At 70.6% G+C, this 21252-nt stretch carries 20 protein-coding genes; 9 read left to right on the plus strand and 11 right to left on the minus strand.

Annotation, left to right across the window (positions count from 1 at the left end; all coding sequences use genetic code 11):
• Positions 1–12 precede the first annotated feature (12 nt).
• The 3 genes from AB0J04_RS29095 (at position 13) to AB0J04_RS29105 (ending at position 4490) form a co-directional block, all read left to right on the plus strand.
• Positions 13–906 (plus strand): carbohydrate ABC transporter permease, encoded by an 894-nt coding sequence (locus tag AB0J04_RS29095; protein WP_363171529.1) that lies wholly within the window; start codon positions 13–15, stop codon positions 904–906.
• Between the two features lie 104 nt (positions 907–1010).
• Positions 1011–1868, plus strand: coding sequence for a glycoside hydrolase family 43 protein (locus AB0J04_RS29100; RefSeq protein ID WP_363171530.1), 858 nt, complete (start codon positions 1011–1013; stop codon positions 1866–1868).
• Positions 1869–2009: 141 nt separating this feature from the next.
• Positions 2010–4490, plus strand: a complete 2481-nt coding sequence (locus tag AB0J04_RS29105) for a carbohydrate binding domain-containing protein (protein WP_363171531.1) — start codon at positions 2010–2012, stop codon at positions 4488–4490.
• Positions 4491–4610: 120 nt separating this feature from the next.
• Here AB0J04_RS29105 and AB0J04_RS29110 read toward each other — a convergent pair whose 3' ends face one another.
• Complete coding sequence (locus AB0J04_RS29110) at positions 4611–5816, minus strand: ATP-binding protein (protein WP_363171532.1); 1206 nt, start codon at positions 5814–5816, stop codon at positions 4611–4613.
• On the minus strand, positions 5807–6469 hold the full coding sequence (locus AB0J04_RS29115; RefSeq protein WP_363171533.1) for a response regulator transcription factor: 663 nt from the start codon (positions 6467–6469) through the stop codon (positions 5807–5809). Before AB0J04_RS29115 ends, AB0J04_RS29110 begins: the two co-directional genes overlap by 10 nt.
• Before the next feature lie 127 nt (positions 6470–6596).
• Here AB0J04_RS29115 and AB0J04_RS29120 point away from each other — a divergent pair, with 127 nt between their 5' ends.
• The 3 genes from AB0J04_RS29120 to AB0J04_RS29130 are packed head-to-tail and all read left to right on the plus strand — an operon-like array spanning position 6597 to position 10033.
• The gene (locus AB0J04_RS29120; protein WP_363171535.1) at positions 6597–7868 is read left to right on the plus strand and encodes an ABC transporter permease; all 1272 of its coding nucleotides are present in this window, start codon (positions 6597–6599) and stop codon (positions 7866–7868) included.
• 45 nt (positions 7869–7913) lie between these two features.
• Positions 7914–9302 carry an ABC transporter permease gene (locus AB0J04_RS29125; protein WP_363171536.1) on the plus strand — a complete coding sequence of 463 codons (1389 nt, stop codon included), beginning with the start codon at positions 7914–7916 and terminating at the stop codon, positions 9300–9302.
• An 8-nt stretch (positions 9303–9310) separates the two neighbouring features.
• A complete protein-coding gene (locus AB0J04_RS29130) occupies positions 9311–10033 on the plus strand; it encodes an ABC transporter ATP-binding protein (RefSeq protein ID WP_363171537.1) in 723 nt (240 codons plus the stop codon).
• Positions 10034–10048: 15 nt separating this feature from the next.
• Here the strand turns inward: AB0J04_RS29130 and AB0J04_RS29135 are convergent, their stop codons facing one another.
• From AB0J04_RS29135 to AB0J04_RS29160, 6 genes are all read right to left on the minus strand, one after another.
• Positions 10049–11152 (minus strand): HAMP domain-containing sensor histidine kinase, encoded by a 1104-nt coding sequence (locus AB0J04_RS29135; protein ID WP_363171538.1) that lies wholly within the window; start codon positions 11150–11152, stop codon positions 10049–10051.
• Positions 11153–11159: 7 nt separating this feature from the next.
• Complete coding sequence (locus AB0J04_RS29140) at positions 11160–11855, minus strand: response regulator transcription factor (protein ID WP_363171539.1); 696 nt, start codon at positions 11853–11855, stop codon at positions 11160–11162.
• An 80-nt stretch (positions 11856–11935) separates the two neighbouring features.
• Positions 11936–12640, minus strand: a complete 705-nt coding sequence (locus AB0J04_RS29145; protein ID WP_363171540.1) for a VanZ family protein — start codon at positions 12638–12640, stop codon at positions 11936–11938.
• 166 nt (positions 12641–12806) lie between these two features.
• Positions 12807–13346, minus strand: a complete 540-nt coding sequence (locus tag AB0J04_RS29150) for a GNAT family N-acetyltransferase (RefSeq protein ID WP_363171541.1) — start codon at positions 13344–13346, stop codon at positions 12807–12809.
• 319 nt (positions 13347–13665) lie between these two features.
• Positions 13666–15192 carry a serine/threonine-protein kinase gene (locus AB0J04_RS29155; RefSeq protein WP_363171542.1) on the minus strand — a complete coding sequence of 509 codons (1527 nt, stop codon included), beginning with the start codon at positions 15190–15192 and terminating at the stop codon, positions 13666–13668.
• Between the two features lie 275 nt (positions 15193–15467).
• On the minus strand, positions 15468–15896 hold the full coding sequence (locus AB0J04_RS29160) for a VOC family protein (RefSeq protein WP_363171543.1): 429 nt from the start codon (positions 15894–15896) through the stop codon (positions 15468–15470).
• A gap of 176 nt (positions 15897–16072) precedes the next feature.
• Here AB0J04_RS29160 and AB0J04_RS29165 point away from each other — a divergent pair, with 176 nt between their 5' ends.
• Positions 16073–17035 carry a hypothetical protein gene (locus AB0J04_RS29165; RefSeq protein ID WP_363171544.1) on the plus strand — a complete coding sequence of 321 codons (963 nt, stop codon included), beginning with the start codon at positions 16073–16075 and terminating at the stop codon, positions 17033–17035.
• A gap of 147 nt (positions 17036–17182) precedes the next feature.
• Here the strand turns inward: AB0J04_RS29165 and AB0J04_RS29170 are convergent, their stop codons facing one another.
• Positions 17183–17725: a DUF1707 domain-containing protein gene (locus AB0J04_RS29170; protein ID WP_363171545.1), complete on the minus strand. Its 543-nt coding sequence runs from the start codon at positions 17723–17725 to the stop codon at positions 17183–17185.
• Between the two features lie 155 nt (positions 17726–17880).
• Positions 17881–18369, minus strand: coding sequence for a DUF4430 domain-containing protein (locus tag AB0J04_RS29175; RefSeq protein ID WP_363171546.1), 489 nt, complete (start codon positions 18367–18369; stop codon positions 17881–17883).
• 303 nt (positions 18370–18672) lie between these two features.
• On the opposite strand from AB0J04_RS29175, the gene AB0J04_RS29180 reads away from it, so the two are divergent.
• Together AB0J04_RS29180 and AB0J04_RS29185 are read left to right on the plus strand one after the other, a co-directional pair.
• Positions 18673–19386 (plus strand): hypothetical protein, encoded by a 714-nt coding sequence (locus tag AB0J04_RS29180; protein ID WP_363171547.1) that lies wholly within the window; start codon positions 18673–18675, stop codon positions 19384–19386.
• 25 nt (positions 19387–19411) lie between these two features.
• Positions 19412–20218 (plus strand): hypothetical protein, encoded by an 807-nt coding sequence (locus tag AB0J04_RS29185; RefSeq protein ID WP_363171548.1) that lies wholly within the window; start codon positions 19412–19414, stop codon positions 20216–20218.
• 340 nt (positions 20219–20558) lie between these two features.
• Here the strand turns inward: AB0J04_RS29185 and urtE are convergent, their stop codons facing one another.
• The gene (gene urtE, locus AB0J04_RS29190; protein ID WP_363171557.1) at positions 20559–21251 is read right to left on the minus strand and encodes an urea ABC transporter ATP-binding subunit UrtE; all 693 of its coding nucleotides are present in this window, start codon (positions 21249–21251) and stop codon (positions 20559–20561) included.
• Position 21252 lies beyond the last annotated feature (1 nt).

The raw sequence follows: 21252 nt of genomic DNA on the forward strand, positions 1-21252 counted from the left end.
CGGATCGCCACCATGACCACAGACATCTCCTCGCCGCCCATCGCAACCCGGCCCGCGCCCACCGGCGCGCCCTCGCCCCACCCGCTGCGCCGTCTCGGCGGCGGTCTCGGCACCCTCCTGCTCTGCCTGGGCACCCTGCTGTTCGTCCTGCCGTTCCTCTTCACGGTCGTCACCTCGCTGCGCACGGCCGCGGACGTGGCCGGCTCCCCCCTGGGCATCCCGCACTCGCTGACCTTCAAGAACTTCACCGACGCGTTCAGCCAGATCCACTACGGGCGGAGCACCCTCAACACCCTGCTCATCACCGGGCTTTCGTGTGCGGCCATCACCGTGTTCGGCTCACTGGCCAGTTATCCGCTGGCCCGGATCACCCAGCGCTGGTCCACCGCGATGTACCGGCTGTTCATCCTGGGGACGTCGATCCCGGTGTTCGTCGTGGTGGCGCCCCTGTACCTGCTGATGCGCGACCTCAGCCTGCTGGACACCTACGCGGGCGTGGTCTTCATCTACACGGCCCTGTATCTCCCGGTCGCGGTGTTCTTCTACACCAGCTTCATCCGCTCCATCCCGGTCGACCTGGAGGAGGCGGCCTCGCTCGACGGCTGTGGAGCCTTCCGCACCTTCTTCACGATCATCCTGCCGTTGCTGCGGCCGGTCACCAGCACGATGCTGACCTTCGTCGCCCTGCAGGTCTGGAACGACCTGGTGGTGCCCCTGGTGTTCCTCCAGGACCCGGACAAGCGGACCGTCATGGTCAACGCGTACTCGTTCATCGACCCGCACACCGTGCAGCCGACCACCCTGTTTCCCGCCGCCCTGCTCGGTGTCCTCCCGCTGCTGCTGATCTTCGTCTTCCTCCAGCGCCAGGTGGTCGCCGGCATGTCCGCCGGCGCCGTCAAGTCCTGAACCCGCCCGGTCCGCAGCCCCCTCCGCACCCGACGACCTCCCCGTCCGAGGGCGACGCCCCCTGCCCCGACGCACCCCCCATGTCCCGGAAGGACCCTCCACCGATGTACGTGGTCTCCTACTTCACCGACGCCGACGAGGCGCTCCACCTGGGCTACAGCCACGACGGCCACGACTTCGTGACCGTGAACGGCGGCCGCCCGGTGCTGCGCGGCACGGTCGGCACCGGCCGGCTCCGGGACCCGTTCATCGGGGTCGGCCCCGACGGCCTGTTCCATCTGCTGGCCACCGACGGCTGGACGAGCCCCTTCATCGTCCACGCCACCTCGGCCGACCTGCTCACCTGGTCGGACCAGGAACTCGTCCCGGTCATGGCCGAGGTGGAGGGCGCCCACAACGCCTGGGCGCCGGAATTCTTCCCGGACCGCCGCACCGGGCTGTACCACCTCGTCTGGTCCTCGGTCGTCGAGCCCGGCAGCACCGCGGACGGCCGCGACTACGAGCATGTCGGCCAGAACCACCGCATCTGGCACTGCACCACCGAGGACTTCAAGGCGTACTCGGCCTCCGCACTCTTCTTCGACCCCGGCCACTCGGTCATCGACGCCACCGTGCGAGAGCGGGACGGCGGCGGATTCCTCATGGCCTACAAGGACGAGCGCGGCACCAACGACCTCGCCACCGCGCACAAGGACCTCCACCTGACGACCTTCGAGATCCCCGGCGGCCCGTACGCCGCCCCGACAGGACCGGTCACCCCCTCGGTGGTGGAAGGCCCCTCGATCTTCCGCCGCGGCGACGAGCTGGTCATGATCTTCGACCACTACCTGGAGGGGCGGTACGGGGCGGTCCGCAGCAAGGACGGCGTGGACTGGGAGTCCGTCGCCCTGACGCTGCCGCACGGCATGCGGCACGCCTCCGTCGTCGAGACGCCCGACCTGGCGGGACTCCCCCCGCGGTGAGACGACCGCGGTGAAGCCCGCGGTGAGGCCGCGGCCCCGCCACAGACTCCGGGCGCTCCGCTTCGGCAGCCGCCCGGTGCAGGAAGACCCGCGCCGCAGTCCGCGGCGCGCAGGACACTTCACCCAGCAAGGAGCGTCGCGATGAAGCGCCGCAGAACGGACCGCCCGGGCGTCCGGGCATCCCGCATCCTCACCCTGCTCGCCACCCTGGCCGGAGCCGTGCTCCTGCCGGCCCACACCGCTCTGGCCGCCGGCACCGCCCACTACGTCAACTGTTCGGCCGCCGCCAACGGCAGCGGCACCCAGGCCAGCCCCTGGAACTCGGTCAGCAGCGTCAACAGCACCACCTTCGCCGCCGGCGACAGCATCCTGTTCGCCGCCGGCACCACCTGCACCGGCCAGCTCACGCCCGGCGGCTCGGGCGCCTCCGGCAGCCCCGTCACCATGGGCTCGTACGGCATCGGCGCCAAGCCGGTCATCGACGCGAACGGCGCCACCGGCCCGGTCATCCATCTCCTCAACCAGCAGTACTGGGAGATCGGCGGCCTGGACCTCACCAACGCGGCGTCCTCGCCCGCCTACCGCTCCGGCGTCCTCGCCGAGAACAGCTCCGGGGGCGTCCTGCACCACATCCGGGTGCACGACATGAACATCCACGACATCAGCGGCTGGGCGGGCGGCTGGTACGCCACCAACGCGGGCGTCGGCGTCCAGACCGACCACACCACCCCCGTCTCCACCTGGGACGACGTGGTCGTCGAGAACAACACCTTCGACCATGTCGACCGCATCGCCGTCGCCGTCACCCCGGACGGGGACGGCCAGGGCACCGGCCTGACCACCGGCACGGTCATCCGCGACAACACCATGACCTACGACGGCGCCGACGACATCCTCGTCGTGAAGAACGACGGCGCGCTCATCGACGGCAACAAGGCGGGCTACGGCGGCGCGAAGAACACCTGCCCGCCGTCGGGCCAGTACTGCAACGGCGCCTCGGCCGGCATCTGGATGTCCGGCAGCTCCAACACCGTCGTGCAGAACAACGAGGTGTACTGCCATGTCAACGGCGCCGACGGCACCGGCTACGACGTCGACTGGGGCAACCACAACACCACGTTCCAGTACAACTACAGCCACCAGAACCTCGGCGGCTTCATGCTGGTGATGCCGCCCTTCAACATCGCGGGCGAGCCCACGTCGACCGTCCCGAGCGACGGCACGGTGATCCGCTACAACATCAGCGAGAACGACGGCACCAACACGGGCTGCCCCGCCGCCGGCACCCCGACCCACGGCACGGGCGTCTTCCACTTCGTCGGCAACATCCCCAACCAGAGCGGCAGTTCGGTCGCCGTCCCGCTCATCTACAACAACAGCGTCTACGTCAACAAGAGCGGCCTGAACACCCCGATCCTGTACTCACGCAGGGGATCGAGCGTCACCGGAACCCTCTCCTTCCGCAACAACGCGGTCTTCAACTACGGCACCGGCGGCTACTTCACCACCGGCTCCGGCTCCGTCTACTCCAACAACCTCTTCTACGGCAACCACCCGTCGTCCGAGCCCACCGACGCGGCGAAGGTGACGGCCGACCCCGAGTTCCGCAACCCGGGCAACGCCGACAGCGGTTCCTCCTACGCCGGGGCCGACGCCTACCAGGTGCATCCGTCCTCGCCCGTCATCCGGGCCGGCGCGGTCATCGGCGGCAACGGCGGCAAGGACGCCTTCGGCAACACCGTCTCCGCCACGGCCGCACCCGACATCGGTGCCTACAACGGCACCGGCGGCAATCTGCTCTCCAACGCGGGCTTCGAGACAGGGGCGTTGAGCCCGTGGACCCAGGCCAGCGGCGCCTCGTCCTCCGTGCCGAGCACGAACGCCCGCACCGGCGGCTACGCGCTGACCACGGCGGCGAGCGGCAGCGGCGCGAACCAGTCGCTGACGGGCCTCAGCCCCAACACCACCTATCTGCTGACCGGTTGGGCCAAGGTGGCGAACGCGGGTGAAACCCTCGCCGTCGGCGTCAAGGGCTTCGGCGGCACGGAGACCTACACCAACATCGCCACCACTTCGTACACCCAGGCGGCGTTCCTCTTCACCACCGGCTCCGCCGGCACCACGGCCACCGTCTACTGCTGGAAGAACAGCGGGGGCAGCGGGGCGGGTTACTGCGACGACCTCGCGGTCGAGCGCCTGTCCTCCGCCGCCAACGCGGTCACCAACCCGGGCTTCGAGGCCGGCGCCCTGACTCCGTGGACCCAGAGCACCGGGACGGCGTCCGGTGTCGTCGCCTCGAACGCCCGCACCGGTACGTACGCCCTGCAGACCGGAGTCAGCGCGAGCGGCGCGATCCAGACGGTCAACGGCCTCACCTCCAGCGGCACCTATCTGCTCGCCGCCTGGAGCAAGGCGGCCACCGCGGGTGAGGAGGTGGCGGTCGGCGTCAAGGGCTTCGGCGGAACAGAAACGTATCTGCGGAACTCGACGACGTCCTACGCACAGCAGCCGATCTTCTTCACCACCGGCGCCACCACCACCTCGGCCGCGGCCTACTGCTACAAGAACTCCGGCTCCGCGGCCGGCTACTGCGACGACTACACGCTGATCAAGCTCCCCTGACCCGACGACCGGTTTCCCCGACCGGAAATCCGAGCCGTGGGCGGGTCGGCGCCTCCGACCCGCCCACGGGCCGTCCCGGTCCACGGCCCCGGCGAACGGCCCGGACCGAGAAGGAGCCGATCAGGCAAAGCGGACGGTGACGGTGAGGCCGCCCGGGCGACCCGGTTCGGCCGTCGCCTCGGTTCCGTGCGCCTCGGCGATGGAGCGGACGATCGCGAGACCGAGCCCGTGGCCTGTGGTGCCGACGCGGTCCTGGGCGAGCCGGCGGAACGGCTCGAACAGATCCGGTACCCGGTCGGCGGGCACGGTGGGCCCGGTGTTGGACACGGTCAGCGTGTGGCCTTCGAGCCGTACCCGGACCCGGCCGCCCGGGTGGTTGTACTGAACGGCGTTGCGGATGAGATTGGTGAGCAGGTGGCGCAGCAGCACGGGATCGCCCAGGACCGTCAGCGGCCGGTCCCCCGTCACCGCCACGTCCACTCGCCCTTCCTCGGCCTGCGGAGCGAGTTCGGCCGCCACGAGCCGCGCGGCGGCCGACAGATCCACGGTCTCGGTCCGCTCCAGGCCTCGGTCGCTGCGCGCGAGCAGCAGCAGTGCGGCGATCAGCTGCTCGGCCTCGCGGTTGGCGGACAGGAGGTCCTCGCGCACTTCGGCGAGGCCCTCGGGAAGAGGATCGGCCAGGCCGACCTCCAGGCTCGTGCGCTGCACCGCGAGAGGTGTCCTGAGTTCGTGGGAGGCGTTGGCGACGAAGCGCCGCTGGCTCTCGAACGACCTCTCCAGCCGGTCGAGCATGGTGTCGAAGGTGTCGGCGAGGCGGTGCAGTTCGTCGTCGGGGCCGGTGAGCGCCAGCCTCTGGTGCAGGTTCTGCTCGCTGATCCGACGGGTGGCCTCCGTCATCGCGACGACCGGCCCGAGCGCCCGTCCGGCCAGCCACCGGCCGACCAGTCCGGCGAGAAGTGCCATGACGAGCAGTCCGACGACCGACCAGAGCACCATCTGCCGCAGGGCGGTGTCCTGCACGACCTGTACGGTCTGGTCGATCTGCCGGATGAAGGCGGCCGAGTCGTCGCCGGTCGCGACCGGCGGCGGCAGGGTTCCGTCCGGGTCCGTCGGGTACGCGCGGCCCACGGAGAACCCGCTGCCGCTCGGCGGGGCGCCTTGGGTGATCTCGATGCCCTTGACCTGTCGGGCCGTCCCGTAGCGCGCGAGGAGCACCACGAAGACCAGCAGCGCCGCTCCCGCCAGCAGGAAGAGCGCGGAGAACGCCACGCTCAGGCGGGCCCGGAACGGCATGCCCCGAAGCAGCGGCCGCTGGTTCAGTCGCACAGCCGGTATCCCTGTCCCTTGTCGGCGGCGATGAGCCCGGAGTCGCCCAGTTTGCGGCGCAGCCGGCTGACGGCGGCCCGTACCGCGCTGGTGCGCGGGTCGAGGTTCTCGTCCCAGACGGTGCGGACGAGTTCGTCGTGCGGCACCGCCGTCCCCCGTGCCTCCATGAGCAGTTGCAGGACCGCGAACTCCTTGGGGGTCAGCTCCAGCGGCCGGCCGCCCACCGAGACCTGGTGCCGTGCCCGGTCCAAAGTGATGTCCTCGTGGCGCAACACGACCGGCGGCGGCTTGGGCGCGCGGCGGCTGAGCGTCCGCACCCGGGCGGTCAACTCGGCGAAGTCGAAGGGTTTGGCCAGGTAGTCGTCGGCGCCGAGAGCCGTGAGCCCGTACACCTTGTCCGTGACCTCGGCGGCCGCCGTCAGCATCAGGATCCGCGGTGGGGCGGTGAGTTCGCGCAGCCGTCGGCACACCTCGTCGCCGGTCATGACCGGCAGATCGCGGTCGAGGACGAGCACGTCGTAGTCGGTGACCAGACACATCCGTTCGGCCTGCGCACCGGTGGAAGCGACGTCGACGGCCATCGCCTGCCGACGCAGACCGGTGGCGATGGTACGGGCGAGGATGTGATGGTCCTCGGCTACCAGAACTCTCATGCGCCCCATGAAACCCGGCGGGGTATTGCAGCGGGATAAGAACGGCCCGGCGTCTCGGGGACGGCGTCCTTATACCGCCGCAACGTGCTTATCCCGCTGCGCAGGACGTCCTGTTTCTGTCGTGGCCATGAATTTCGTCAAGCGCGCCGGCCTCAGTCTGCGTGCCGGGAAAGCCCGCACCGCCGTCCTCCTGGGCATCTTCGTCGTCATCTGCACCCTGCTGCTCGGCGGCTTCCTGCTGCGCGGCGCCGCCGCCCGGCAGGCGGCGGACGCGCAGCGGACCATCGGCGTCGATGTGACGCTGAAGGGCGAGGGCCTGACCCCCGCGCTGGCGGACCGGCTCGGTGCGTCCCCGCGGGTGCACCGGTACAACCCGTTGCTCCCGCTCGAGGCAACGGCGCTCGGCATCGAGCCGCTGGAGCCCGATGCCCCGAGACCGCCCGGCGACCCCGTCGGGGCGAGGACAGCGCCTGTGCTGGCGCTGAACGGCGTACGGGACTCGGATCTGCTGCTGCCTTTCTCGTACGGCTCGCACAGGATCACGGCGGGGCGCGCAATCACCCCCGAGGACGCCGGCCGCGAGGTCGCCGTGGTCGAACAGCGGCTGGCCGGGAAGAACGGGCTCGAGGTCGGCGACACCGTACGCGTGGGGTCCGCCGACGGCAGGCGCGTCGTGCCGCTCACCGTCGTCGGGATCTACCGGGACCCGATGCCGGACCCGTCGAGCTGGACGCCGCCGCGCCTGCTGCCCGGCAACGCGCTCTACGTGCCCGTCCGCACCGTGCAGCGGCTGAGTCCCGGTGCGGCGGACCTCACCGAGGCGGTCTTCAGGACCGGCTCCCCGGAACAGGCCGAGCAACTGCGCAGCGAGGCCCGCCGACTGCTCGGCTCGGGTTCGTTCGACTTCCGCGTCAACGACAAGGCGTACGACGATCAGGTCCGCCCGATCCAGCGGGTCGGCGCCTTCGCCGGGCTGATCGTCCGGATCGTCGCCGTGGCCGGTGCGCTGATTCTCGGGCTCGTCGTGATGCTGCAGATCCGGGACCGTCGCGAGGAGCTGGGGGTGCTTCTGTCGCTGGGCGAGCGGAAGTGGCGGCTCGTCGGCCAGCACACGGTGGAAGTGGTCGCCGTCGCCCTGCCCGCCGTGGCCGTCGCCGCCCTGGCCGGTCAGCTCGCCGCCCGGCAGACGGGCGATGCGCTGCTGGACCGGCGGGAGCCCGCCGCCCTGCGGCCCGGTTCCCCGGACACCCCGACCGACGTGCCCGAGATGCGCGTCGAGCCCGCCGACCTCGGCCGGGTCGCCGGCATCGCTCTCGGCATCTCGCTCGTCGCGACCGTCATCCCCGGCATCGGCATTCTCCGCCTGCACCCCCGCTCCCTCCTCGCCGCCGGCGAGTAGCCACCGCACCGACCGCACCGACACGGATCGAGAGCCGAAACCGATATGAACTTCGTCAAACGCGCGGGGCTCAGCCTCTGGTCCCGCAAGGGAAAGACCCTGCTCACCCTGTGCACCTTCCTGGTCATCTCCGTGATGGTGCTGGCCGGTGTGCTGATCAGGGACGCGACCGCACAGGCCAGACGGGAAGCCGTGCGCTCCGTCGGCGCCGAGGTCAACCTGGCGATGGACCTGCGCGATGTGAGCGCCGGCGGTGGCTTTGTGGCCCCTCGGATCGACGTCACGGTGGTGGACCGGCTGGGCGCGTCCCCGCTGGTGCAGAAGTACAGCTACTCCACGTTCGACCGGGGCGTCGTCAAGGGCGGCGTCGAGCTGGTCGCCGAGGGTGTGGACGTCTCGGCGGCGGGCATGGGGCCCGATGGCACCGCGACCCTCGGCGTCCTGGACTCCGCCCTGCTGCCCGCCTTCCGCAGCGGCGCCTTCAAGCTGCTGTCCGGCCGGCACCTCACCGCCGCGGACAAGGACGAGCGCCTGCTGCTGATCGAGGAGCGGCTGGCCCGGAAGAACGGCCTCGGGCCCGGCGACAGGATCACCCTCGGCGCGAACGAGGGCAAGGCCACCGCCGACTTCACCGTGGCCGGCGTCTACCAGGACCCGCGTCCCGGCTCCGAGCCCGACCCCGAGTACGGGATCAATCCTGCCAACATGCTCTACGCGTCCGTAGGCGGCTTCACCGCGCTCAACTCCACCGGGACCGGACCCCAGCAGGTCGGACAGGCGACCTTCCTCCTCGAGGACGCCGACGACCTGGAGAGGTTCAAGGCGGAGGCCGGGCGGATCGCGGGTTCCGCGCTCGACGGGTTCGCACTCGACGCCAACGACAAGGCGATCCGGCAGATGACCGGCCCGCTGGACAGCATCACGTCCACCGCCACCCTCGCGATGTGGCTGATCGGCCTCGCGGGCACCGTCGTCCTCGCCCTCCTCGTCGACCTCGCCGTCAAACAACGCCGCAAGGAGTACGGCGTACTGCTGGCCATGGGCGAGAAGACATGGAAGCTCATCGCCCAGCAGGCGCTGGAGATCGTCGCGGTCGCCGTGTTGGCCGTCGGTCTGAGCTCGCTGTTCACCGAGGGCCTGACCCAGAGCGTGGGCCAGTCGCTGCTCGGCCGGGAGGCCGCCGACGCCCGGCACGAACTCGACTCCTGGCAGCCCCCGGCCAAGGGGAGCACCGGCCTCGCCGACGGCAGCGACCCGGACGACAGGCCGGTGGAGAACGCCGACCCCGTCGACAGGATCACCGTCCGGCTCGAACCGGCGGCCCTCGCCGCAGTGGGCGCCGTCGGCCTCGGCATCGGCCTGCTGGCCACCGCCGTCCCGGCCGCCTTCCTGCTGCGGCTCAATCCGCGCACCATCCTCACGAAGGGCAAGTGAAGGCCACCATGACCGATTCCACCCCCACCCCGCCCCTCCTCCGGCTCGACGGCGTCAGCCACGTCTACGCCGACCAGCGCCGCAGGACCACCGTGCTCAAGAACATCGACTACAGCTTCGAACGCGGCGTCTTCTACACCGTCCTGGGCCCCTCGGGCAGCGGCAAGACCACGCTGCTCAGCCTCGCCAGCGGCCTCGACACCCCCACCCGGGGCGCCATCAGCTTCAACGGCCAGGACCTGACGAAACTGGGCCTGGGCCACTACCGCAACCGGCACGCCGCCACGATCTTCCAGCACTACAACCTGCTCACCTATATGACCGCCCTCCAGAACGTCACCACCGCCATGGAGATCACCGGTGTGAAGCCGGACCGTGGCGGACGCGGGGGACGCGGACGCAGGGCCCGTGCCCTGGAACTGCTCGAGCGGGTCGGCCTCGACAAGGACCTGGCCACGCGCAACGTCCTGCGGCTCTCCGGCGGCCAGCAGCAGCGTGTCGCCATCACCCGCGCCCTGGCCTGCGACGTCGACATCCTCTTCGCCGACGAACCCACCGGAAACCTGGACGAGGAAACGGCACACGGGGTCATCGGCGTCTTCCGCGAACTGGCCCACGAACAGGGCAAGTGCGTGGTCGTCGTCACCCACTCCCAGCAACTCGCGGCGCGCTCCGATCGCGTCCTCACCCTGCGCAAGGGCAAGCTGACGGACGAGGTGCGCCCACGCTGACCACGCGCCCGCCGGCTACGACGTGCCGGGCAGCCGGACCGTGACGCGGAGACCGCCGGCGGGACGGGGCACGAGGTCGAGGATCCCGTCGTGGGCGCGGACGATGCTGTGCACGATGGCCAGACCGAGGCCGACGCCGGCGTGCTCGTCGGTGCGTACGCGTTCCGTTCCGCGCTGGAAGGGTTCGGCGAGGGTCGGTACCCGTTCCGGTGGGAGCCGACGGCCCGTGTTCTCGACCCGCAGCACGCTCGTGTCGCCGTGCGCCTCGGTGTGGACCGTCACGGCGCCGCCGGCGGGGAGGTTGTGGACGAGGGCGTTCTGGACGAGGTTCGTCACCATCCGCAGCAGAAGCTCCGCGGAGCCGCTGGTCCGGGCCGCCCCGCCGGTGACGTCGAGCGTGATCCGGCGCTGTTCGGCGAGGGGAAGCAGCGTTTCGGCGGCCTCTTCGGCGAGGAGGGAGAGGTCGACGCTCTCACAGGCGAAGGGTGCGTGGTCGCCGCGGCTGAGCAGCAGGAGGGCCTCGGTGAGGTCGATCGCCCGCGTGTTGACAGCGTGCAGGCGTTCGATGAGTTCGTCCCGGTCCCGCGTGGGGTCCTTGCGGGCGACGTCGAGGAGCGTCCGCGAGATCGCCAGCGGGGTGCGCAGTTCGTGGGAGGCGTTCGCGGCGAACCGCTGCTGCTCGGCGATGTGCGACTCGAGCTGTCCGAGCATCGAGTCGAACGCGTCGGAGAGCTCACGGAATTCGTCCTGGCGGTCCTTCATGCGGATGCGGTGGGACAGCGACCCGTTCCCGGCCTTCCGTGCCGCGTCCCTGATCCGGGTGAGCGGTGCGAGCATCCGGCCGGCGAGGATCCATCCTCCCAGGAGGCCGAACACGAGCAGGAAGGCCAGCGCTGTGGCCGCGGCGGGGGCGAAGCCGCGCAGGAGGTCGGCGCGGTTGGGCCCGACGATGATGACGGCGCCGTACGCCTTCTGGAGGGCTCTGGGGTCGTCGGCCGGTAGCCAGCGCAGCACGAACACCCACATGACGGCCAGGAGGAGAGTGCCGGCGACGAAGAGGAATCCGGCATAGCTGAGGGTGAGCTTCAGCCGGGCGCTGCGCCCTGGGCGTCCGTTCACGGAGCGTCTATTCATGCGTGCCGCCGGAGTGGGTGGTTTCGGGACCGGTGTCGATGCGGTAGCCGACACCCGGCACCGTGGCGATGATCCACGGCTCGCCGAGCCGTTTGCGCAGCGCGGAGACGGTGATGCGCACGGCGTTGGTGAGGGGGTCGGCGTTCTCGTCCCACGCCCGTTCCAGCAGCTCTTCGGCGCTGACGACCCCGCCCTCGGCGGCGACGAGGACTTCGAGGACGGCGAACTGCTTACGGGTGAGCGCGACATGACGTCCGTCGCGGAAGACCTCCCGGCGGAAGGGGTCGAGCCGCAGGCCCGCGATCTCGCGGACCGGGGGCCGGGCGTACGCGCGTCTGCGGTCGAGCGCCCGCAGCCGCAGGACGAGCTCGCGCAGCTCGAACGGTTTGGTGAGGTAGTCGTCGGCGCCGAGCCCGAATCCGGAGGCCTTGTCGTCGATCCGGTCGGCAGCGGTGAGCATGAGGATCGGGATGCCGCTGCCGGAGGCGACGATGCGCCGGGCGACCTCGTCGCCGGAGGGGCCCGGGATGTCGCGGTCGAGGACCGCGAGGTCGTAGGAGTTGACGCTGAGCAGTTCCAGGGCGGAGTCGCCGTCGCCTGCGATGTCGGCGGCGATCGCCTCCAGCCGCAGACCGTCACGGACGGCTTCGGCCAGGTAGGGCTCGTCCTCAACGATCAGTACGCGCATGTCAAAAGCCTAAGCAGCACAACATATCGCCGACGTATGCGTGGACGTGCGCGTAGACGTGCGTACACCCGACGCACGGCTCAGCCCGCCGTCGTCGGCGCGGGGTGCGACCGCTCCGACGACGCTTGTGCCTCGGTGCGCCACCAGCGGCGCGACGCCAGCGCGGCCAGCACGGCGCCGGTGGCGTTGACCAGTACGTCGTCCACGGAGGACACCCGGTCCAGCCGCAGGACGTACTGTGCGGTTTCGACCAGGGCCGAGCAGCCCGCCCCGAGCGCCAGGATCCGCGGCACGGACGCCAGCGCCGCGAACCGCATCGGGGCGAAGAACCCCAGCGACGCGAAGACCAGCAGATTGCCGACGATCCCGAGCGGCCCCATCGTGACCAGGTCCCGCAGGGGTACGAGGCTCACCCGGGCGGGGACGACGCCCGCCCCGCCGCCCGGCATCATGGTCATCCACACGAACGGCACCGTCCCGTGGACCATGCCCACCTCGGCCAGCGACAGCCGCCACGCCGATGAGACGCCTGCGGCCCTCCGACGGCACGCCGACGCCCACGCCACCAGCACGGCCAGCGGCAGCGCGACCAACGTCATGAGCACCACACCGTTGAACGTGTCGAAGCAGCCGTGCCACCGCCCGGCCATGCACCTCGGGGCGGACATCATGAGCGGCCTCCGCACGACGAACACGGCACCCGCGATGCCGAGGATCGCCAGACCGAGGAGCACGATCCTGCGCGCACGGCGGGGCGGTGCCGACAGGGCTGCGTCATGGTTCATGCCCCCATTGGAGACGGCGGGCCGTTGCGGTGGCGTATCCCCTTTTCGATACGCCCGCGATACACGGACTCCCCTCATCGGTGATCGCGTCGGCGGCAGGGTCGCCCCCGCATGACACCACGCCGCTCCACCGGCTGGTCCTCGTGCTCGCGGCCGCGCACGTCGCTCAATCGGACGGCGTGAGCGCAGACCGCACGCCGAACCACTGCTCGGCGCCGTACGCCTCGAACCGCTCCACCTCGGTGAACCCCAGCTTTGCCGCGAGGCGCATCGAGCGCTCGTTGGCGGTCTGGGTGCGCAGCACCACCGACCTGCCGGGAAACTCGTCCGCGAACCAGTCGAGCGCCGCCGCGCACGCCTCGGCGGCGAACCCGCGTCCCCACACCTGGGGCAGAAGCAGGTAGCCGATCTCGGCCTCCCCGACATCCGGACGGACGTGCCCCGGACTCTCCGCGTCATGCCGAACGAGCTTGACCATGCCGATCATCGCTCCGCCGAGCTCGATCACGAAGAGGCCGGGCCGCCGTCCGGGCACCTCGCGCTCGAGCTCATCACGCGGGCGAGGGCCACCGAGGTAGGTATGCACCTCCGGTGAGGCGAGCAGGTCGATGAACGCCGCACGGTCTCGGGCCTCGGGCTCGCGGAGCACGAGCCGCTCGGTTCTGATCGGGGCGGGCGGCCAGGCGACGGGTCCGAGCTCAGTCATGCCGGCCAACCTAATCCGCGGTCCCGGCGGCGATCAACACGCGCGGTTTCGCAAAGGAGCGGGCGGCCGGTGGCGCGCAGACACCCCTCGCTTCGGTGTCCTCCGGTCGCCCCGGACGAGGTGAACGCGGCGCTCGTCGACTTCCTGACGACCTGTTCCTGACGCCGCCGGCCGCCCGGCCCGCGCGGCCCCGCCACCGCCGAAGGCTCGCCGGCCCGGTTCGCCGAGCAGGTCGTGGCGAGCTTCGCGTAGACGCCCGACGCCCGGGTCGTCATGGGGGTCCGGGGAGGAAGGCGGTCCGCCCCTGTCGTTGCGTGCCTCACGACCGTGGGCGGAAGTAGGCCTCGGTGGATTCCTTGCCGACGACGGTGGCAACGCAGCGATAGACCCGCAGGCCGTCTGCGTACGACATCTGCGACGGCGGAACGATCTCGATGGTCCAGTCCGCGAGGGCGATGTCCCGTGCCCTGCCGAGCCGGGACTTGGCCAGGACGTCGCGTGAGCAGAGTTGGCGCACGGTGGGGTGCCGGGCCAGTTCCCGCTGGTCGATGGTCATGCCGTCGGCGGGCAGCGGTGCGATGGCGAAGGTCTCCCAGGGGTGCTCGACGAAGCAGTCGGAGCGGTTGACGGTGACCATGCCCACGATGGCGACGATGCCGCCCCAGCACTCCGCTGTCTCGGTGCAGCGCGCGTCGGCCCCGGGCACCGCGGCCGCGGGGCAGTCCTTGGTGGTGGTCGTCACCCTGAAGTCGGTGGCGGCGGAGCTTGGCACGGCTGACCGGGAGGCCCCTGGCGTCGTGCTTCCGGCGGAGCCCCGGGCGGATCCCGTCGTCGCCGAACCGCTCCCGTCGGCCAGGACCGCGGTGGCCCCGACCACCGCCAAGGCTGCGGTCGCCGCGAGCACGAGCACTGCCGATCGCCGTCGTCCGCCGCGCTGTTCGCCGCCGACCACGGTCGGCGGCGACACGGAGACCGATGCCGCAGGCGTGGCCGGCAGTCCGGTCGCGGACGACGTGCTGTGCGGTGCGTGCAGGTCGGCCGCGGCCAGGGCGTCGCGCAGAGCCTCGGCACTGGGCAGGCGGTCGGCCGGATCGGCGGCCATGGCTCGGCGCAGTACCGCCATGAGCGCCGGGGGCACACCTGGCACGTCGGGCAGCGGCCAGGTGTGCCGCACGATGACCTCGGCGAGACTCAGGCTGCCCTGTTCGGGGGCGTGCGCCGGGCGGCCGTGCAGCAGGGCGTAGACGGTCGCGCCCAGGGAGTACACGTCCCCGGCGGGCGTGGGCTCGGCCAGGCGGAATGCCTCCGGCGGGGCGTACGCGGGTGTCAACGCCTCACGGGTGACCGAGAGTTCCTGACCGGGCCGGGGCATGGCGGCAAGTCCGAAGTCGGCCAGGGCGACCTCGCCGTACTGGTTGACCATGATGTTTCCCGGCTTGATGTCGCGGTGCAGCACTCCGGCGGCATGCGCCGCGGCGAGCGCGTCGGCGATCCGCACGCCGATGCTCCGCGCCTCCTCGACCGGGAACGCTCCCTGCTTGTACAGCCGGTCGCCCAGCGATCCTCCCGGGCACAGCTCCAGCACCATGTAGGGCCGACCGTCGGCGAGGATTCCGGCGTCGTACACCGCGACCACGTTCGGATGGCCCGACAGCTGACCGGCCGCGGTGACCTCGCGCAAGAACCGCTGCCGGTCACGCGCGCCCGCCAGTACACGGCTGTCCACCTTCAGCGCGACCTCCCGTCCGACCGACAGCTGACGCGCCCGGTACACGGTGGCGAATCCGCCCTGGCCGAGAACTTCCAGAACCTCGTATCCGGACAGGCCCAACAGTTGGGAGTGCATGGCGCTGACACCTTCAGGGGGACGGGGAGAAGAAAGGACAGGACGGCGACTGTAGCCCGCCGCACTGACATCGAAGGCTTCCGAAGAGTCAGGCGCCGTGAATTCCGTGAGCGGTTGCGTGGTACCACGGATCCCGACATGCGCTCGATGACCGACCGTCCCCTGCGCCAAGGCGGCGGTGGGGGAGAAGAGCCGCACCGCCGCCGTCGGCCGAAGGCGGGATCACCGCGCCTGAGGGCCTGGCCCCCACGTCAGGGGGAGGGTCTCGCGTGGGCTCAGTCGATACAGAACTCGTTGCCCTCGATGTCCAGCATCGGGATGCACGCATCAGTGCCGTCATACAGCGTTCGCACGTGTACCGCGCCGAGCGGGACCAGTCGTGCGCACTCGGCCTCAAGTGCGGCGAGGCGCTCCTTACCCACGAGTCCGGTCCCGACCCGCACATCAAGATGCACCCGGTTCTTGGCGGCCTTCCCTTCGGGGACGCGCTGGAAGTACAGTCGCGGGCCGACACCTGAGGGATCACTGCAGGCGAACCATGAATCCCGCTGCTCAGGTGACTGCGAGCAGTTGAAGTCGTCCCACGTGGCAAACCCCTCCGGTGGCGGCGGTACGACGTACCCCAGCACCTCGCACCAGAAACGAGCGAGGCGCTCAGGTTCCGCGCAGTCGAAGGTGACTTGGAACTGCTTGATCGCTGACATCGGCGCAACATACCAGGGGGACTCTGCCTCCCACCGGTGACGAGGAGAGCGCCGGGGAGCCGGGGAACAGGCCGTCCGCTGTCAACCACATGTCATGGATGAGCAACTCTTCCCCGGACGGAAAGAAGGTCCGTCCATCCATCCGCCGGACTCCTCCTCGCATCCCCTGGACTGCCATGCTGCGACGCCGAACTCCCGTGTTCACAGGCCCCGAGCTCGACGACGGCCAACTCCAGCGAACCCTCGCCGAGTTGCGCCCCTCCCAGCAGATGCACGGCCTCGGGACCGGGGCAACCCGCCCGCTGTGGACGCCCGCCGCCGAGTTGCTGCGTACCACGGGCCGCGACTGGGACCGCCGGGCGCACCGGGTCTCCGTGCTGGCCCGAGCCCTGCCACCGGTCGTCGCAGACCGGTGGATCAAGGACTGCCCACGGGATCCCGATGCCCTGGTCCTGTGGGCCTGCGCCCAGGTCGCCCAGGTCGCCCAGGTCGCCCAGGTGAAGGAGAACACCGACTGGTCGGACGCACGGGAGGTGTACGGCAACTGCGGACGGGCTGCGGAGGCCGCTCCGGAGGACCCCACTCCGTGGCTGGCCGTCCTGTGGCTGATGTACGCCTGCGCATCCCCGGCACAGGCAGCCGTACCGGTGTGGACCGAGGCGATCACCCGTGACCCGTGGAACCGCGCCGCCTGTCACCAGATGCTGCGCCATCTCTCCCCGCGCGGCCACGGAACGCTCATGCAGACGCTCGACTTCGCGGAGCGGTGCACCCATCAGGCACCTCACGGATCGCCTGTCGCCCTGCTGCCCCTCGCGGCTCGAGTGGAACTGGTCGCGTACCGGACGACCAAGGATCCCACCGCCGCCTTTGCCGCCGACGGTCACTGGTACGAACCCCGGGCCGCCACCGAGGCGGACACCGCCCTGGCGAAGTGGTTCCACGCGGAGACCCCGCCCCATGCCGAAGCGCTCGCCGACCTCAATCTGCTCGCGCTCGCCCTGACCCGCATGAAGCGGACCAGGGACGCCGCTCCCGTGTTCCGCCGCATCGGCCGCCACATGACCAGCCACCCCTGGGACCTTGTCCCTGACGCTGTCAGAACCTTTCAGTACTGGCGTGACCAGGCCCGAGGCTGACCCGAGGCCATGACCAAGGGTGGTCGTTCAAGCTCACGAGGTTGTGGGCGACGCCGGTCGACCGCGCGCAGTAAACGGTCCCCTGTCGGGACACCGCGCCGCCGGACGCGTGAGCGACGCAACCTCTTCCTGATGCCCGCCGCGGCCTCAGCGCCGCGCGTGACGGATCTTCAGCCGCCCGAACCCCATGGCCCCGGAGATCCGGATCCTCGGCCCGTCGGTGCCGGAGCCCCGTCGGGGCTTGTATCGCGTGTCCTTCCACCCGGTGTGCAGATCCTCGAAGTCGACGATCGCGTCGCGAGGCACCGTGATCCTGGCCCGGCCGGTGCCGAGTTGCAGCTCGATGTCGACCACCGGATGCTCGATGACCGCCCGGGACAGGTCCAGATACACCCTTCCGTATGCGGACTCGACCTTCAGGAACCGTGGTACCCGCCATGGACCGCGCCGCTTGATCCGTCCGCCGGCCGCGCTGATCGTGGACGTCGTGTCCGCCTTCTCCGCCGGGAGCGAGGCCAGCACCGAGTCAAGTTCACGGTGCGTCTCGGCGGTGAGCACCCGATGGAGGCGTTCGTCCATCTCCTCGTGCGAGATGTGCCCTTCGGCGTACGCCTCCTGCACGCGCCGCACGGCCGTGTCACGGTCGTCTTCGCCGAACAGTCGCGACGGGTCTTCCGGCAGAGAAGTCACCGGCTCAGCCTAGTGGGCTGCCTCGCCGCGTCGGGGACCGCTCCTTGCGCCGGGTCTGCTCCATCCGGCGAAGCGGGGTGTTCGTCAGTTCGGGGGCCCAGTCGGACGGCGCTGGTCATGTGCCTGCCCCTGTCTCGGCCAGCGCGTCGCCGACCTCAGAACGCGGTCCAGGTGAAAGCCACCTTGTCACCGGCGTTCAGCTTGAACTGGCAGCCGCCGACGGGCGTGGACGTTCCGTTGACGGAGATGTTCCAGTAGGCGACGCCCCCGCCATCGACGTTCTTGATGGTGTCCACCGAGAAGTCGTCGAACGACGCGTACCAGGTGCCGTCCCAGGTGAAGTGCCGCTTGCGAGCGGCATCGTCGAGGGCGGCCGTCGGCGTGGGTACGGCGGTGGGGTTGGCTCCGCCGTTGGTGCCGTCGCATCTGTGGGTACCGCCACTCGTGGTGGTGACCTCATGCCCCTGGGTCTTGATCTTCCCCTTGAAGAGGAGTCCGTCCGGGCCCTGGACGGTGAGGCTCACCTTGACGGGGGCGTTCGTGCCGTCGGCGCTCCGGGCGTGGGCGGTGGCGGGCGCGGAGGCGAGGGCCAGGCCGAGGGCGGTCGCGACGATGACCCTGCGTCGTGCGGGTGTGCGGTTCAAAGCTGAGCCTTCCTGGTTTCGCGCTGCAGACCATGACAGTGGGAAGCGGTCCTCAGCACGTGCCGGGTCGCCCGACTCGCGGCCCTTCGGGCCGCTCACGGTTGCAGGTCAGTGCCGTCAGGTGCCGAAGTCCTGGGAATCCTAAGGCCGTTGGGATGCTGCCACCAGAGGGCCCACGGCCGTACGCCATGACGCCTCGGACCACGTCGACACCGCGGAGATCGGGACAGTGTGTCAGTGGGGGCTGGTTGGATACGGGCATGCGCGGTTGACCGGCCCGTCGTTCGAAGCAAGGAGAGTCCGATGTCCGAGCATGAGATCGAGGACCTGGTCGCGGACTCGGTCATCGTCCTGGACGGCCACACCGAGTCGCACGACCCGCGCGTCCGCGACTGGTTGGCGACCCTGTACGACTTCCAGAGCGGCCACGACTGCTCGTTCACGCACTTCCGCGTGATGGACGTCCTGCTGCGCCGCGGCTACACGTACCGGTTCCCGGTCGACCGTCACCCCGACCACGCCGAGAGGTCCGCGTACTTCGACGCGCTGACAGCGTTCACCGGGCTGCGCACGTTCGACGAGGACTCCCCCGACTTCGACGGCTACGAGTCCTGGCTCGAAGACGGCTACGTGGACCCCCCGTTCCTCTACTGCGACGCCGGCACCGAGCTGTGGCGGCGCATGGCCGCCGCCGGTGCACTCCACGGCCCCGACGCCGCCCCACCCCGCCGGACCCCGCTGATCGAAGTGGTCCGCGAGATCGCCGTCGCCGCGGAGAAGGAACAGGATCACGAACTCATGGGCATGTGGTACGCGTTCGGCTGCGACACTCTCCTCCGCGGCCCCGCAGGCTGCCCCTTCGACGTCGCCGAACTCGCCGAAATGTCCGCCGTGCGGGATCTGCGCGCCGTGGTCCGCCGCACCGACGCCCTGCCCATCGCGCAACGGTCGCCCTACGCCGTCCCCGTGGAGTCGGCCGATCACCACGAACTCGAAGCCTGGTGGTGGCAGCTGTAGGCCCGGCACCGCTCAGTTCACCGCAATGAGTCTGCGCCTCTATCTGGACAGTGCCCGCCGGCCCCGTACGCCCGACGGGTCGGCGGGTGAATGGGGCGACTTCTTCGACGGGTCGATGGAACTGGAGGCCAAGAACTGGCCGCCGCTGCTCTGGTGGGCGATGTTCGGCCCCGAGGACCTCATGGAGGCGAGGATCGCCGACGCCGAGGACGCCGGTACCGATGAGCACGCGGAGTTGCTGAGCCAGTGGGGCGAGGCCACCTACCCGTACCTGGTGGTCGACCAGCGGACGGCGCTGTCGCGACTGCACGCCCGGCGGCAGGTGCTGACCAGTCGGCTCGGGGCGCGGTTCTCGCCTCTCTACGATGAGTTCGTCGCGCTCATCGACGCCCGGTTCGGCCCCTACGTGCTGCTGCGGACCGAGGCGTTGGCCGATGGCGGCGAAGGCGGCATCCGCCTGCGGTTCGAGGAGACCCTGGCCGACTTGGAGCGCCTCGACGTCGGTCACGCCACCGCCGCCGACGGGCCGGTGGACAGGCTGATCTCGGATTTTCGGCGGTGGCAGCACACGGGTCCGGTCCCGCTACTGGCAGGGGTCGGCGACGGATGGCCGAGCGTCGCGCTGCGGGAGGGCTTCGCAGGCACCGCGGTCAGGCGGTCGTCCAGCCGGAGCGCCGAGCGGTCCACCGCTGAGCGCCGGGTGTGGGGCGTTCTCGTCGTGGTCTGCGGCGTCGGTGCGTACTGGCTCACCAGGAGTGTCCGGCCGGTCGTCGCCGCGGTCGGCGTCGTCCTGACCGTGCTGGTGGCAGGTTTCGTCCGGCGGCGGAAGTAGTCCCGCAACCGCGTTCTCATGGACGCCGGGCTCCTGCGCATCCCCTTGGACAGCCAGGAACGGCTGAGCGCCGGCCGGTTCAGCGGGGGCGGTGGCGTTGAACTCGCCGGTGGCGAGCCGGCCCTCCTTGCGGGCCGGCGCCATGGATCGAGCATCATCGCTCTGCGTCGCGGCGGTCGCCCGCCACGGGCGCTTCGACAACGCGTCCGTCTTCAGCCGCGCCCTTCAAGGCCCGGCACGGCCTCGGCCCACAGGCCTACCGACAGGCGAACTCCCGCCTGTGAGAGGCGAGTTCACAGGGCCTGGGACCCGGTCGGCGACCCGCCGACCGGGTCCGGCGTCACACGCTGAGCGCCGCCCGCACGGTGTGTTCGGCTTCCGTTCCGCCCTCTCCGGAGGATGTGACCCGGCCCGCCTCCAGTACGTAGTACCGCTGCGCCGCCCGCATCGCGAAGCCCACGTGTTGTTCGACGAGGAGGACGGACAGGCCGCCGCGTCGCGTCAGCGCGAGGATCGTCTCCTCGATCTCGACGACCACGGACGGCTGGATGCCCTCGGTCGGTTCGTCGAGGAGCAGGAGCCTCGGGCGGGTGATCAGGGCCCGGGCCAGGGCGAGTTGCTGGCGCTGACCGCCGGACAGCAGGCCGGCGCGACGCCCGGACAACTCACGCAGCACCGGGAACAGATCCAGCGCGTCGGCGACGGCCTCCTTGCCGTCGGGGCGTCCGTCGGCGACGAGTTGGAGGTTCTCGGCGGTGGTGAGGTGCGGGAAGGACTGCTGGCCCTGCGGGACGTAGGCCATGCCCCGGGCGACCCGCTCGTTGGGGGCGAGGCGGGTGATGTCCTCGCCGTCCAGGCGGACGGTCCCGCCCTTCGGCCTGATCAGGCCCATGGCGGCGCGCAGCAGAGTGCTCTTGCCGGCGCCGTTGTGGCCCAGGACGGTCGCCACGCCGTCCTTCGGGACGGAGACGGTCACGCCGTGCAGCACGGTGGTGCGGTCGTAGCCGGCCTGGACGGCACTGATCTCCAGCATG

The organism is Streptomyces sp. NPDC050263, assembly GCF_040655955.1.
Taxonomy (GTDB): domain Bacteria; phylum Actinomycetota; class Actinomycetes; order Streptomycetales; family Streptomycetaceae; genus Streptomyces.